Below are 14,382 nucleotides of genomic sequence, written 5' to 3'. Positions count from 1 at the left end.
GAGACGCCGGCGGCACCTGCGGACCCGACAGTGAGGGCCGACACTGAGGTCGCCACCGACCCGTCCTCGGCGGCCGCAACCGACGCTTGGACGCGACGCTGTCAGCGCCAGTTCGACGCCTCGGCAACAGACCGCCTGACGAATCTCGCTGACGAGGCGAACCTGGTGAGCATATCGCCCGGCGACGACTGAACGCAGGCCCCAGTCGTACGCGAATGCGACTCACGGAATGGCTATACGGCCCCGCCCATTTTGACGTGTATGAACTACGCTGATTCGCTGGACCGAGCGCTTGAGGCGCTCCCAGAGCGGAACGAGGAACAGTCTCGACTCGACGTACCGGACCCCGCCGGCGAGACAGACGGCGCGTTCACACGCCTGACGAACCTCGGCGAAATCGCCGACGCGCTCGGCCGCGAGGCCGAACAGGTCCATAGCAACGTTCAGCGCGAACTCGGTACGAACGGCCAGTTCCACGGCGACCGTGCGCGGTACAACGGCTCGTTCACCGTCGCGGACTTCCAGGCGGCGCTCGACGAGTACATCGCCGAGTACGTTACCTGCAGCGAGTGTGGCCTGCCCGACACCCGCCTCGTCACCGAGGACGGCGTCGATATGCTCCGCTGTGAGGCCTGTGGGGCGTTCCGCCCCGTCACGAAGCGCTCGGCACAAACGCAGTCGTCGTCCGGCCCCGCCGTCGAGGAGGGGACGACCTACGAGCTCGAGATCACCGGCACCGGGCGGAAGGGCGACGGCGTCGCCGAGAAAGGCAAATTCACGATCTTCGTCTCCGGCGCGCGTGAGGGCCAGACCGTCCGCGCAATCATCGAGCGAACCAGCGGCACACTCGCGTTCGCCCGAGTCGTCTGAGTCGACGACCGCGCCGAACCTTCTTTTTGTCCGCGACCGTACTACCACTCGGCCGATGACGATGGCACCACTCAGAGCCGGGGTGGCGCCCGGCGACGACGAGCCCTATGAGTGCCGAGGTCACCTCCGAGTACGGTCGCGCTCGCCGTGCCGCAGAATCCGTGAACTTTTCTTCGATACGCCCAACTAAATACCGATGACGGACCGCGAGACGGACGTCTCAAGCCGTATCACACGTCGAGGACTGCTGGCCGCGGGGGGCGCGGCCACCACCGCGCTGAGTGGCTGTACGGGTGGGACAGGGTCCACCGGTGGTGACACGCTCCGGGTCTCGGCCTGGAGTGGCACCAACGAGACGGTGTTCCGCGAGGTCATCAAGCCGCGGTACGAGGACCAGACCGGGAACACGCTGGAGGTGACCGGCAACTGGCAGGGAATCCTCTCGAAGATACGCCAGTCCCCGGCGGACGACCCGCCGTTCGACGTGACCGTCGGGGTCGGGCGGACCAACTACCGCGGCCAGCAGGACGACCTCTGGGAGCCGGTGAACTACGACGACCTCTCGAACGCGGGCGGTATCAAGCCGAACCTCCGGGAGTACCAGATGGCAGAGACGGGCGTGCCCGTGGCCTACGGCGTCCACGCCTACGTCTACAACGAGGCGACGGCCACGTGGGACCCGGAGTCCTGGAGCGACGTGCAGTCCCCCGAGGCCGAGAACCTCGCGCTCCCGAGTGACTTCTGGCTGAAGCTGTTCATGATGGCGGCGCTGTTGTCGGACGACGAACCGCTGGCCGACGAGGTGTACGACCGGCAGTACCTCGACGGCCTGCTGGAGACCATCGAGGGTCTGCCGGTGTCGACGTTCTACCAGGGGACCCAGCAGCTCTGGACCGCGCTCAACGAGGGACTCGCCGACGTGGGGCACTACTTCTTCGCCTACGGCCTCCAGAAGGCACGGACGACGGACGAGTTCGACATCGGCGTGACCGTCCCGGAGCCGACGACGGGGTACATCGACTACTACCAGGTCGTCCGCGGGACCGACAGGCGGGAGCAGGCCCGGGAGTTCATCGACTTCCTACTGGACCCCGAGACACAGAGCGCCTACGCCGCGGAGTTCAACCTCGGGTTCTCCCACGAGGAGACGGAGTACCCGGAGACGACCGCGGAGAACCTGCCGACGACGAACGAAGGCCTCCAGGAGGTGGCCTTCCAGAACTTCGCTCGCGTCGCGGAGTTCTCGGGCGAGATGAACGAGCGGTTCCGCGCGTTCGTCCAGGACAACTAGATGCTTGAGCTCTCGGGGGCGACCGTCGCGTACGGGGACCTCACGGCCGTCGACGACGTCTCGCTGTCGGTCGCCGAGGGGGAACTGTTCTGTCTCCTCGGCCCCAGCGGCTCGGGTAAGTCGACGGTCCTGCGCACCATCGCCGGCTTCGAGGACCCCACCACTGGACGGGTCGAACTCGGGGGCGTGGAGGTGACCGACGCCGAGCCCTACGATCGGGACTGCTCGATGGTGTTCCAGGACTGGGCGCTGTTCCCCAGCGAGACGGTGCTCGGCAACGTCGCCTTCGGCCCGAAGATGGCCGGCGTCGGCAGGACCGAGCGCCACGAGCGCGCCCGCGAGATGCTCGACCTGGTCGAGATGGCGGGCTACGAGGACGCGACGCCGGACCAGCTGAGCGGCGGCCAGAAACAGCGGGTCGCGCTGGCGCGGTCGCTCGCGGTCGACCCGGACCTCCTCCTGCTGGACGAACCGCTGTCGAACCTCGACCGGAAGCTCCGGGAGACGATGCAACTCGAACTGAAGCGCATCCACGAGCAGGTCGGGACGACGATGCTGTACGTCACTCACGACCAGAACGAGACGTTCACGCTGGCGGACCGGATGGGCGTGATGGCCGACGGCGAACTCGTGCAGGTCGGCGAGCCGTCGACGGTGTACGACGACCCGGCCGACCGCTTCGTCGAGGGGTTCCTCGGGACGACGAACTTCGTCGAGTGCCGGGTGGCCGCCGTCGAGGGGTCGCCGGTGCTCGAGACACCGCTGGGTGTCGAGGCCCGCGCGCCCGTCGACGGGGCTGGACTCGCGCCCGGCGACAGCGTGACGGTCTCGCTCAGGCCGGAGCGGCTGACGGTCAGGCCGGAACCGGCGGCGACACAGCGGGTCGAGGACGGGGGGACGGCGACCGACACCGTCACCGTCGCCGGGACGGTCACCGAGGTGGTCCACCGCGGGGCGGACGTGCGGGTGCGACTCGACGTCGGCGAGACGACGCTGTTCGTTGAGCGGCCGGCCGGCGAGTGGACCGGGACGGCGGGTGACCGGGTTGTCGTGTCCTGGGACCCGGCGAGGGCGGTCTACTTCGACGCGACGGGGGCACGGTGTCGCTGACCGACGCGCGGGCGGTGGGACTGTCCGGCCTCCCGACACGGTGGCGGACGGCGGCACTGCTGGTGCCGCTGCTGGCACTGGACGTGCTCGTCTTCCTCGTGCCGATGGCCTACCTCGTGCGGGTGAGCCTCACCGCGCGGAGCGACGGCGGCGCGTTCGTCGAGGGGACCTGGTCGCTGGACGGGTACCGCTACGTCGCGGAGACGCCGCTGGTCCACGAGATACTCGGGTTCACGCTCGTCTTCGGCGTGCTCGTGACCGTGCTGGCGGTCGCCGTCGCCGTCGTCTACGCCTACGCCGCCTGGCGGGCGACGGGATGGACTCGCCGGCTCCTGCTCGCCGGCGCGGTCTGTTCGCTTTTCACCACCACCGTCGTCAAGCTGTTCGCGGTCGTGCTCGTGTTCTCGCCCCGCGGTGTCGTCAACGACGCTCTGGGGGCGGTCGGGTTGCTCGCCGAGCCACTCCTGCTCGTGGACAACCTCACTGGCGCGGTCCTGGCACAGCTGTACATCGTCGTCCCCTACGCGGTGCTGGCGGTATACGCGGTGCTGTCGACGCTCGACGACCGGCTCGTCGAGGCGGCTCTGGACCTCGGCGCCGACCGGACGCGGGTGTTCCGCGAGGTGGTCGTCCCGCACGTCCGCCCGGGCGTGGCGGTGGCGGGCATCATCAGCTTCACGTGGTCGGTGGGAGCCTACCCCGCGCCGCTGCTGGTCGGGTCCGGGAGCGAACAGACGGCGGCCATCCTCGTCTCACAGCTCCTGTTGACGGACTTCGACTGGCCGGCAGCCGCGGCGCTGGCGGTCGTCACCGTCTCTGTCGTCCTCGTGACACTGCTGGTCGGGCTCTGGCGGCTCGACGACGGAGGTGAGCTCCTTGGCTGAGCGGTTCCGGGGGGTCCTGCTGTGGGTCGTCGTCGCGGTCCTGTTCGGGTTCCTCGTCCTGCCGCTCGGTATCGTCGTGGCGACGGCCTTCGACGCCTCGAGTGCCGTCGTGTTCCCGCCCACGGAGCTGTCGCTGCGGTGGTTCGGGGAACTGCTCGCCTCGCCGACGTGGCTCCGGTCGATGGTGAACAGCCTGCTCGTGGCTGCCGGCACGACCGTCGTCGCACTCGTCGTGGGCGTCACCGCCGCACTCGGAGTGCGTTCCACCGGCGGCCGGTTCCGGACGGGACTGGTCGGCCTTGCGGTCCTGCCGCTGCTGGTGCCGGGTGTCATCATCGGCGTCACGCTGCTGACCTTCTTCAGCCGCTTCGGCCTCCAGCAGAGCTACGGCGCGCTCGTGCTGGCCCACTCGCTGTGGGCGACGCCGCTGTCGTTCTCGGTCGTCCAGTCGGCGTTCGCGCGGTTCGACTGGCGACTCCACGAGGCGGCGCTGGACCTCGGGGCCTCCCGGTCGCGGGCGTTCCTGACCGTCGTCGTCCCCGAGATACGCGCGGGCCTCGTGGTCGCGGGGCTGGTGGCGTTCATCGTCAGCCTCCAGGAGTTCGTGATGGCGCTGTTCCTCTCCGGCCCTGAGACCCGGACCGTCCCGGTGCAGGCCTGGAACTCCCTCCGCCAGAGCCTCGACCCGCTCGTGAGCGTCGTCTCGACCATCCTGCTCGTCACCGTCCTCGCCGTGGTCGTCCTCGCGGCCGCGCTCGCGGGACTCGACCGGCTCGCGGCGGACACCTGAGTCGGGACGAGCGGACGAGCGGCGAGGCTCCCGGTCGCTCGCGGCACCTCGATAGCCTGTCGCCGACTACTCCGCCGTCGAGGCCGCGTACTTCTCGTCGGATTACGGATTGAGCAGCGTCTATAGCACCGCTAAACACATTCACTATGGATGGATTGTGAGTCGTGAGTGCCGAGGCCAGTTCTCGACCCGCCTGGTAGCGAACCCGGGACTGTCCGTCCGCGAGCCGCGTCTCCAGCTTTCTAAAAGGAGCATTTCTGTCGGTGATGGAGACGACGCTCGGATACTCAATGGCGGCACCCCGTGACCACCGTCGGAGACGGCTTCAGCACACTGTAGACGGCTTCTCTTCTATCCGAGCGGCGTGACATTCCATACCGGAGGGTCGGCGTCGATTTCATCGACGCACGTATCCATCTGATCACTACACGCCCCGCGAAGAACGGCCAATCAGAACAGCCGGCCGACAAACCGACCAGCCTCGACTCCGTGGTCAAACTCGTTCGCCCGCGTGGTCGGTTCGGTGGGTTACTCGTCCTGCTCTGCCAGCATCTGCTTGATTTCTTCCAGTTTGAAGTACGACGCGAGGCCGAGTATCGTGACGGGCCAGAAGCCGACGAATTGGCCGCGCTGTTTGTCGCCGCGTACGTAGTAGAAGTACAGTGCCAGGGCGACTGAACCGACCGATGCCAGTACGGCGGGGGTGAGACCGTCAGCATTTATTCCGTCTGCGGCCGCTGTCGTCGTCTCTTCAGTTGTTTCGCTCACACCGATTAATTGGCCTAAGGAGGTAAATCACTTCGCATACCCCGTGAGATGCTCTCTCACCCGTTAGCATCGACCTCTCGGGGCGAACGACTTCTCACTGGGGTCGCTCCAACACCAGCGATAGGGGGCTACGAACTCGCTTTTTCATTGTTGCGGACCGCGAGAAATATTACCACGGACAGGACGATCATACAGACGGCAAACAGCATCTCGCTGCTGTCGTTGTTTCGATCTCTCGTCGTCACCATCACTTACGGGCCGATTCGGACCGAGTACACATATCGCTTTGTTCGACGGCCACACGCCCGAGTGCTGTCAACACGCGACTGCGTCGTCGAGCGTCGGCATTCATACCACCCTCCAGGTATGCCAAACTGTTTCGTATCTACGACGCTCTGTATCTGTATGGACGACATCGACTCGGACACCACGATGGTCGCCGCCGGCGTTGTGATTAGTCTCATCGCCGCCGTTGAACTCTATCTGTCTTGGAAGAATTCGCGAGACGCGTAATCGCGTCGCGGATCGATACGGGTCACCGAGTACGCCGCACAACGGTCCTGTCCGAACGTTTCGGCATATAGACCGTTCCTCCTGACTGTGACGGGGCACCCCCCTCGCATCGAGTGCCGGTCAGCGATATCGTTCGGATCAGGAGCGAGATCCACGGTGATATTGATAGGTTTCGAGCTGTGAGCGCCGAGGCCCAGCCGAACAGGCCCCGATACTACGCGCCCGCTATTCCGTCGGCGCGGGGGAGTTCGACGACGAACGTCGCCCCGCCGTATTCGTTGTCCTCCACCCAGACGTCCCCCTCGTACCGATCGACCAACGTTCTGACGAGGTAGAGTCCCAACCCGGTCCCATTGCTGTCGATGCCTCGCTCTCCCTCGTCGAGGATCTCCTTCTTCCGGTCGTCGGGGATGCCGGGCCCGTTGTCCGCGACGGACACGGTGACAGTATCCGCCGACCCCGACGTCGAGATCCGGACCTCCGGGACGTCGGCGTCGTTGTGAAGAATCGCGTTCTGGAGGAGATTCCGGAAGATAGAACCCAGCATATCGTCGGCTAGCACCGACGCCTCCGGGATCCGTCCGACCGTCGTTATCAAGGCGTTGTGCTCTCCGGCCTGCACGTCGTCGATCCGATGCTGAAGGATGCGGCGCAGATCCTCGCTCGTTCGCTCCGTTTCGGCCTGCAGCAGCAGTTCCGTCACCTCCCGCGCCGAGGCCGTGATCTCGATTGCCTCCTGCGCGGCGTTCAACACCGGTTCGAGGTACTCGGCCCCGGCCTCGTCGACGTACTCCTCGAGATACTCGGCGTAGCCGACGACGACGTTGAGGCTGTTTCGGATGTCGTGCCGAACGATCTGATTGAGTATCTTGAGGTTGTCCCGTTGCGTTTCGAGTCGGCGCTCGTACGATTTGAGATCCGTGATATCGCGGGCGTATCCGAGCACGGCGTCAGTGTCGCTTCCCGCCACTGTATAGGGGATTTTCGTCGTCCGGAAGAGGCGCGTCTCCCCATCGGCTCTCGTCAGTTCTTCCTGCGGGACTTCCAGTGGTTCGCCGGATTCGATCACTCGGCGGTCGTCCTCGCGGGAGTCAGCCGACTCGTCGACGTTGGGGATGATCTCCGCTTCAGTTTTCCCTTCGACGGCCTCCGGCGTCAACCCGTACGCCTCGGCCGTAGTTTCGTTGGCGAGCAGGTAGACTCCCTCCTCGTCCTTCGCGAAGATCAGGTCGGGAACGAGATCGATGATCTGTCGCAGTTCCATTCGGGTCTGTTCGAGGGTCCGCTCGTACTGCTTGCGCTGGTCGATGTCGAGATGGATGCCGACGGCTCGACGGGGATTTCCAGCCGCATCGCGCTCGACGACCCGCCCGACGTCTCTGATCCACTTCCACCGGCCATCGCCGGTCCGCATCCGGTGTTCGCAGTCGTACAGTTCGGCGTCGCCTTCCAGATGCGCCGACAGACGCGCTTCGACGCGATCGATATCTTCCGGGTGGACCCGCTCCTCCCACGTGTCGAGGTGCGGTTCGATCTCGTCGGGCGACACCCCGAGCATCGTCGCCCACTGGTCGTTGAACCTGACGGCGTCAGTCTCGATGTTCCAGTCCCAGATCCCGAGATTCGCTCCTTCGACCGCGAGATTGAGGCGCTCTTTCGTCTCGTGTAACTCCCGTTCGCGGTTCTTGCGCTCGGTCACGTCCTGAAAGATCCCGATAGCGCCGACCACCGCATCGTCCTCGTCGAACTGGGGCTCGCCCACGGCCCGGACCCAGCGGATCTGATCGCTCGCGGTTTCGATCCGAAGTTCCAGATCGTACGGTTCGCCCTTGGTCCGCAGTCGCTCGAACGCCTCCGCCATCTCCTGTCGGTCGTTCGGATGGTAGAACCCGAACCCGTCCTCAACCGAGACGTCGGTATCCGGCGACAACCCATGGATCCGGTAGACCTCGTCTGTCCAGCGGAGCGTGTCGTCGTGCAGGTCGACCTCCCACCCGCCGATCGACGCGGTCTCTTGCGCCTTTTCGACGAACTCCCGGCTCCGTTTGAGTTCTCGCTCGCGCGTTCTCCGCTCTGTCACGTCGCGATCAAGCGCGATGTACCGCTCATTCCCGTTCACCACTGCCTTGTTGACCCAGACTTCGACGGGAAACACCTCCCCGTTATCACGGCGATGCGCTCCCTCGACTTTGAGCAGGTCGCCTTCCTCCATCTCGGTCCACATCGCTTTGAGTGCCTCGCGGTCGAAGTTGGCCTCGAACTCCGCGACGTTCATCGAAAGCAGCGTCTCTCTGTCGACGCCGAGCATCTCACACTCCGTCTCGTTCGCATCCAACACAGCCCCGTCGGCATCGTGAACGATGATGCCGTCGGGCGATTTGTCGAACAGCGCCCGGAGCCGAGTGCGCTGCCGTTCCAGTTCGCGTTCGGCTTGCCTCCGGTCGGTTATCTCCCGACTGTCCCAGATCAGGCGGCCGTCGTCCATCTGCGAGACGGTCACCTCCTGATCGACGGCGTCGCCGTTCAGATCCTCGATCGTTATCTCACCTCGCCATCGACCTCGCCGGGTGGCCGTCGGCAGGACGTCGCGCTCGATGCGTGCGACCGTCGACTCGCCAAACAACTCCCGCCAACTGCGGCCCACCAGTTCGTTTGGATCGACGCCGAAGGGCTCCGCATAGGCGCGATTCGCGTACACGAATTCGTCGCCGTCGAGCAGCGCAATCCCATCCGTTGCCTCTACGACCGCCTCCGGCGGGATACCCGCCGCCTCTTCGGAACGCTCGGACACCCGAACCGTCAGGCCGTCACGGAACGGGAACGCCGTAATTCGCAGCCACGACCCGATTGGGTCGGCGTACGCCTCGAATTCGGTCTCTTCTCCGGCCGCCATCGCCTGGCCGAGTCGGTCACGAACGTGCGACCCTAACTGCTCGCCCACCCGCTCGAAGAGTGGCTGACCGCCGAGTGACGCGCGATCTGCGTGTAGTAGCGTCGCTGCGGGCTCATTGATGTACGCGACGGTCCACTCGTCATCGAGCGCAAACAGCGGTTCGTCCAGGCTTTGCAGTATCGCTTCGGGGCGCGTGTTTGAGAAGAACTGATCGGTGCTCACTGTGCGGTTTCTCCTAAGACATTATTTCAAGCGGCTCAGCCACTATTGATTGTTCGGGTCCAATTATCATATACAATACACCCAGTGTTTTTCCCCTCCACAACTTCACGTCTTCACGTGTTTTCGGCCGACTGAGATCTGTCGGATGCCACGGAAAATCCGGTAACTCCGGGCGATGACGGAATCCGCGACGGACCCCGAACCGAGGATACCTGAAGTAGTATACCATTTTTGTAGATGCATCGTCAGGTGGGCGTATGGATTCAGTACGAAGGGACGCTCACACCGCTCGTCTGTGGCGATGGTGAACGTCGCTCTCTCTGTCGGACAACTCGTCATCGCCCTGCTGCTCGTCGCCCTGAACGGGCTGTTCGTCGCCGCCGAGTTCGCGTTCGTCAGGGTTCGGGGGACGTCAGTCGACCAACTCGTCGACGAGGGACGACCGGGGGCCGGGTCGCTGCAAGCGGTGATGACGGATCTGGACAACTACCTCGCGGTGACGCAACTCGGCATCACGCTCGCCTCTCTGGGGCTGGGATGGGTCGGGGAACCTGCCGTGGCGTCGCTTCTCGAACCGGCGTTAGCGCCGATCCTCCCGCCGAGCCTCATCCACGTCGTCGCGTTCGCCGTCGGATTCGGTATCATCACCTTCCTCCACGTGGTCTTCGGCGAACTCGCGCCGAAGACGTTCGCAATCGCCAGAACCGAGCGAATCTCGCTGCTGCTGGCACCGCCGATGAAACTCTTTTATTACCTGTTTTACCCCGGAATCGTCGTGTTCAACGGGACAGCGAACGCGTTCACGCAGTTGATCGGCGTTCCCCCCGCCTCCGAGAGCGACGAGACGCTCGGCGAGCGAGAGATCCGCCGGGTGCTCGCACAGTCCGGCGAAGAAGGTGCCATCGACGCGTCAGAGGTCGCGATGATCGAGCGGGTCTTCGACCTCGACGACACGCTCGTGCGGGAAGTGATGGTCCCGCGGCCGGACGTCGTGAGCGTTCCTGCCGACGCGTCGCTCGCCGACATCAGATCGGTCGTCTTCGAGTCGGGCCACACGCGCTATCCGGTGCTCGACGCCGATGACAGCAACCAAGTGGTCGGGTTCATCGACGTCAAAGACGTACTCAGAGCGAGCCACGAGGATCGAAGCGGTGCGACGACCGCAGGCGACATCGCCCACGAGATCCTGGTCGTCCCGGAAACGACGGTGACCGACACGCTTCTGTTGCAGTTCAGCGATGAGCGGCGGCAGATGGCTGCTGTCATCGACGAGTGGGGCTCCCTCGAAGGGATCGCGTCGTCGTCCTCCTGGCCGATCGGCGGGGCTTCCTCGCCCGGGTCCTCGGCAGTCAGCGCGCCGACGGAGACGTTCGGCGACTGATCGCCCCGAGCGACCTCTGCGAGCGTGGCGGTCCGGGTGGCTCGCCCCCACCCGAGGCCGACGATGGACGTCGTGGCGATGATGACGAACGAGGCAGGGATGCCGATCGCCGAGAGACCAACGACGATCACCGACGAGACGATGGCGACGATGATAGCGGCCGTGAGCGGGAGATCAGTGATGTCGCTCCCGAGGGTGTCAAGGCGGGCGATGGTGAACGCGCCGACGGCGACCGCGGCGCACCCGAGTAGGATCAGCAGGTTGATATCGACGCCGACGCTCACGAGCGGCGCGATGGCGTTCGCGATGTTTGAGGTTCCCGAAGAGAAGGCCATCAGACAGCCGATGCCGACGACGACGGCCGCCCCCACCAACTCTCTGCGCGTGGTGTTCGGCCCGGCCGACGGTCGGGGGACGACCCCGGAACTGTCGACTTCGAGCAACGGCCCAGACGTGTTGACGATTGCGACCCAGCGGTTGATCCGCGGATAAAGATACCGTCCGATCATTCCCGAGACCCAGAAGCCGACGATCGGGGCGACGATCCACCAGATCGCGATCTCGCCCATCACCGCCCAGTCGAGTTCCCCGGACGCGACTCCGAGGCCCGCAATCGCACCGACAGCGGTCATCGATGTCGATGCGGGGACACCGTAGTAGTTCCCCACGAACAGGGCTCCGCCGATAAAAAAGAGCACGACGATGCTGGATTCGATACTGAACACACCGGGGTCAGTGACTAATTCCGTCCCGAGCGCGTCGACGACGCGTCGCCCGATCGTCCACGCACCGATGAGAAAGAAACCCGCCATCAGCGCCGCCGCACCCGTCATCGAGATCGCGTCAGACCCAACCGCCGGGCCAAACGCCGGACCAGTGGTCGATCCGCCGATGTTGAATCCGACGAAGAGCGCGACCCCAATCCCAACGAGAAGAAGAAATTCAACCATACGAAAATAACGCGGCGCATTCGCTTAAGAAACCGGACCGACGGCTGGCCGTACGGGGAGCGCACGGTATACCGGTCTTGGGACCGAATACTGGGTATAGACGTCAGGAACCAGTATTACGAACTGACAGCGTTGAGGCATCGATGACGCCGGCTCGGGTCGATTTCATCGTTGATCTCGCCTACGGAATCACGATTTTCATCGCAATCGGCCTCATTCTCCTCGTCGAGACGGCCGTCGGCATCGCCTTCGGTCTCGGTGTGCTACTCTCGTACATCATCCACATCGGGTGGAAGATGTCCCGATTCGATCCCGACTGGATGACGCGCGAGGTGGCGGAGAAACTCGAGGACACCGTCGGCGAGACAGTGAGCGAGGAAGTCGAAAAGACAGTGAAAGACACTGTGAGCGAAGAGGTCGAGAAGACAGTCGGCGAGACAGTGAGCGAAGAGGTCGAGAAGACCGTCGAAGACACCGTGAGCAAGGAGGTCGAGCAGGTCGCCGAGAAGGTTGGTGAGAGCGTCAGCGAAGAAGTTACTGAGGAAGTAACCGAGACCGTCGAGGAGACCGTCAGCCAGGAAATCGAGGGAGCAATGCGAGACGAGAGCGAGAACGCCGGTGACGACGTCGCAGACGAAATGGACGACGGATCTGCCGCCGCCGCCGCCAACCTCAATCACGACGGCGACGAAGACCACGACGATGACGGAGAACGAGACACTGACGGGGACGTAGACGACGTCGAGACGACGACGTAGGCGTGTCGAAGACTGAAGCGCGATGCAACCTCCGGGACGAGACTGTCGCCCTGGCGACGAACCCGGACGCTGTGACTCGCTCAGTCGTATTCGACCGCTACCGAGCGGCGTCCCTGATCCGGTTTAGGACGGTCCGTCTGTCGCCGCCGGGACGGGCCTCGATTGTCACATCAGTCGTGCCGCCGACCCGCTCGAGTGCCGTCGCGAGATTCTCCAGCGGATAGATCCCGCCGGCCATCTCGAAGGAGTCTGCAGTCGGCCAGATGGCTGCCCACACGCGCACGGCGAGCGTGGGGGTGGCGTCCGGAGCACCCACGGCGTCACCGTCGAGCGGGTAGCTCGCGTCGTACTGGAAGGCACTCGCCGTTCGTCGACTGCGGAGCCGAAGCTCCTGTGAATCCGCCTGCCGGACGTTCTGGAGGCCGTCCTCGGCCAGGCTTCGCTCGAACTCGCGGCTGGCGTATTTTGCCGCGACCGGCAGCAAGCGCTCGGGTGTTTTATCTCCCGGCAGTGGCGGGTCGAAGGAGAGCCCGGTGGTGAACATCGCCCGGGGCGTCTGATCGATGTCCGCGGGCACGAGTGCTTCGACCGCGTGGAGAAACTCGGGGTCCTCGTAGACGACGTTCGTCGCCTCGACAGTGACGAAGCGGTTCTGGAACGCCGTCTCGGTCCACGCTTCCGTTTGGGTCCAGGGATCGGCGTCGATAGCCGGCGGATCGGGCACGGTTCTACTTGCGACCGAACGGTACTGAACGCAACGGCCGTCCCCCGATGAGAGACGGGTCCGTTCAGGGCACGTACCAGATGCCCCGCTCGGTGTCGAAAATCGATCCGATGACGACGTGCGGGAGGGCGACGACGCTGATGAAAATGCTCCAGAACGCCACCGCACCCGGCAGGATTCCGGCGTTCGCCAGTGGATTCGGGACGGCCCAGTAGACCACCGCGAGCACCGCGAAGGTCGCGAACGCTCCGGCAACGAGGATTCCCCAGGCCCGGAGCGCCACCCGCGACGCGGACCCGCTGCCGACGATGTCCCACTCAGGGTCACCCACGCCGTCGTCGTCGACAGTCACCGTCCGCGCCACCTGTCGGGTCGAGTACCAGAACGGGAAATAGAGGCCGACCGCGACGAGGACCGGCACGACGGCGAAGTACGCCGCCAGCAGGAGGCTCTCGCCGGCGTCGATCAACCACGAGCGACCGCCGCCGCAGACGTATCCGAGGCCGACGTGAGCCGCCAGCGCGAGTCCGTACCCTCCCGCGGCGAGCATCCGGGTCGTCTCGAAGTGCGCGGCGTATGGTTCGAGTGCCCCGGGTTCGACCACCCCGACCATCAGCGAACTGAACGTGTGGAAGGTGTCCGGATGGAATATCAGCGGAACGAGCATCACCGCCCCGCCTCGGACGACAATCGCCAGGAGGCGCTGCGTTCGCGTCTGGAGGTGCTCTGTTCCGGATGTAGCCTCCAGAACGTTCAGTCCGCCGAGGCCTCCCTTCGCCATCGCAACGGCGATAGCGAGCGCGACGCCCGCAATCGGTGCCACGAGCAGGAGGCCGACGAACACCGCGACAGCAGCCAGATAAGCGGCGACGTACCGCCAGCGGAACGACGGTCGCCGTCGCCGAAGGTTCTCGAAGTGCTCGTAGCCGCCGTGCGGGAGGTTCAGCGCCACCATCCCTACCAGATACACGATCATCTGGGCCCTGAAGGGAACCGTGATGCCGGCCGCGGTCGTCGTCGCGAATCCGGTGAGCAGGACGAAGAGCGCCATCCGGGAGAGACCGAGGGAGGGATGTGCGTCACTGTGCACCAACTGTCGACGTATCGCACCGAGTCCGATCGCGCTCATCGGGGGGCCGTTAGGACCTTTAGCATATAAACAATCGAAGAGAATCTAAGTCACTGAGAACCGCGGTGAAGCCGAAGGCCGTCGCGTCCGTCGATCTAT

12 protein-coding genes and 1 pseudogene are annotated in these 14,382 nt (G+C 64.8%); 8 read left to right on the top strand and 5 right to left on the bottom strand.

The features are described from left to right. Positions 1 to 30: 30 nt before the first annotated feature. From ABEI27_RS00615 to ABEI27_RS00590, 6 genes are all read left to right on the top strand, one after another. Entirely contained in the window at positions 31 to 192 is a 162-nt protein-coding gene (locus tag ABEI27_RS00615) for a hypothetical protein (RefSeq protein ID WP_375797480.1), read from the top strand. Positions 193 to 261: 69 nt separating this feature from the next. Then, the gene (locus ABEI27_RS00610; protein WP_375797479.1) at positions 262 to 870 is read left to right on the top strand and encodes a translation initiation factor IF-2 subunit beta; all 609 of its coding nucleotides are present in this window, start codon (positions 262 to 264) and stop codon (positions 868 to 870) included. 196 nt (positions 871 to 1,066) lie between these two features. Next, on the top strand, positions 1,067 to 2,161 hold the full coding sequence (locus tag ABEI27_RS00605) for an extracellular solute-binding protein (RefSeq protein WP_375797478.1): 1,095 nt from the start codon (positions 1,067 to 1,069) through the stop codon (positions 2,159 to 2,161). Continuing rightward, positions 2,162 to 3,271: an ABC transporter ATP-binding protein gene (locus ABEI27_RS00600; protein WP_375797477.1), complete on the top strand. Its 1,110-nt coding sequence runs from the start codon at positions 2,162 to 2,164 to the stop codon at positions 3,269 to 3,271. It begins immediately after the preceding gene. Further along, entirely contained in the window at positions 3,262 to 4,155 is an 894-nt protein-coding gene (locus ABEI27_RS00595) for an ABC transporter permease (protein ID WP_375797476.1), read from the top strand. Before ABEI27_RS00600 ends, ABEI27_RS00595 begins: the two co-directional genes overlap by 10 nt. Beyond that, on the top strand, positions 4,139 to 4,945 hold the full coding sequence (locus ABEI27_RS00590; RefSeq protein WP_375797475.1) for an ABC transporter permease: 807 nt from the start codon (positions 4,139 to 4,141) through the stop codon (positions 4,943 to 4,945). The genes ABEI27_RS00595 and ABEI27_RS00590 overlap by 17 nt, the downstream gene beginning before the upstream one ends. Positions 4,946 to 5,473: 528 nt before the next feature. Here the strand turns inward: ABEI27_RS00590 and ABEI27_RS00585 are convergent. Both ABEI27_RS00585 and ABEI27_RS00580 read right to left on the bottom strand, forming a co-directional pair. Further along, a complete protein-coding gene (locus ABEI27_RS00585) occupies positions 5,474 to 5,713 on the bottom strand; it encodes a hypothetical protein (protein ID WP_375797474.1) in 240 nt (79 codons plus the stop codon). Between the two features lie 727 nt (positions 5,714 to 6,440). Beyond that, on the bottom strand, positions 6,441 to 9,341 hold the full coding sequence (locus ABEI27_RS00580; protein ID WP_375797473.1) for a PAS domain S-box protein: 2,901 nt from the start codon (positions 9,339 to 9,341) through the stop codon (positions 6,441 to 6,443). A gap of 175 nt (positions 9,342 to 9,516) precedes the next feature. Here ABEI27_RS00580 and ABEI27_RS00575 point away from each other — a divergent pair. Beyond that, a pseudogene (locus ABEI27_RS00575) lies at positions 9,517 to 10,419 on the top strand (hemolysin family protein); the annotation flags it as partial. On the opposite strand, the gene ABEI27_RS00570 reads toward ABEI27_RS00575, so the two are convergent. Continuing rightward, a complete protein-coding gene (locus ABEI27_RS00570) occupies positions 10,401 to 11,672 on the bottom strand; it encodes an anion permease (protein WP_375797472.1) in 1,272 nt (423 codons plus the stop codon). The pseudogene ABEI27_RS00575 and the gene ABEI27_RS00570 overlap by 19 nt on opposite strands. Positions 11,673 to 11,815: 143 nt before the next feature. Between ABEI27_RS00570 and ABEI27_RS00565 the strand changes: the two genes are divergently transcribed. Beyond that, on the top strand, positions 11,816 to 12,430 hold the full coding sequence (locus tag ABEI27_RS00565) for a hypothetical protein (RefSeq protein WP_375797471.1): 615 nt from the start codon (positions 11,816 to 11,818) through the stop codon (positions 12,428 to 12,430). Positions 12,431 to 12,527: 97 nt separating this feature from the next. On the opposite strand, the gene ABEI27_RS00560 is transcribed toward ABEI27_RS00565, so the two are convergent. After that, complete coding sequence (locus ABEI27_RS00560) at positions 12,528 to 13,154, bottom strand: hypothetical protein (RefSeq protein WP_375797470.1); 627 nt, start codon at positions 13,152 to 13,154, stop codon at positions 12,528 to 12,530. Between the two features lie 64 nt (positions 13,155 to 13,218). Next, a complete protein-coding gene (locus ABEI27_RS00555) occupies positions 13,219 to 14,283 on the bottom strand; it encodes a Brp/Blh family beta-carotene 15,15'-dioxygenase (protein WP_375797469.1) in 1,065 nt (354 codons plus the stop codon). Positions 14,284 to 14,382: the final 99 nt, after the last annotated feature.

The organism is Halobellus sp. (genome assembly GCF_042218505.1).
Taxonomy (GTDB): Archaea; Halobacteriota; Halobacteria; order Halobacteriales; family Haloferacaceae; genus Haloquadratum.
The sequence above is the reverse complement of the archived record's forward strand: the minus strand, read 5'-3'. Positions and strand labels throughout refer to the sequence as shown.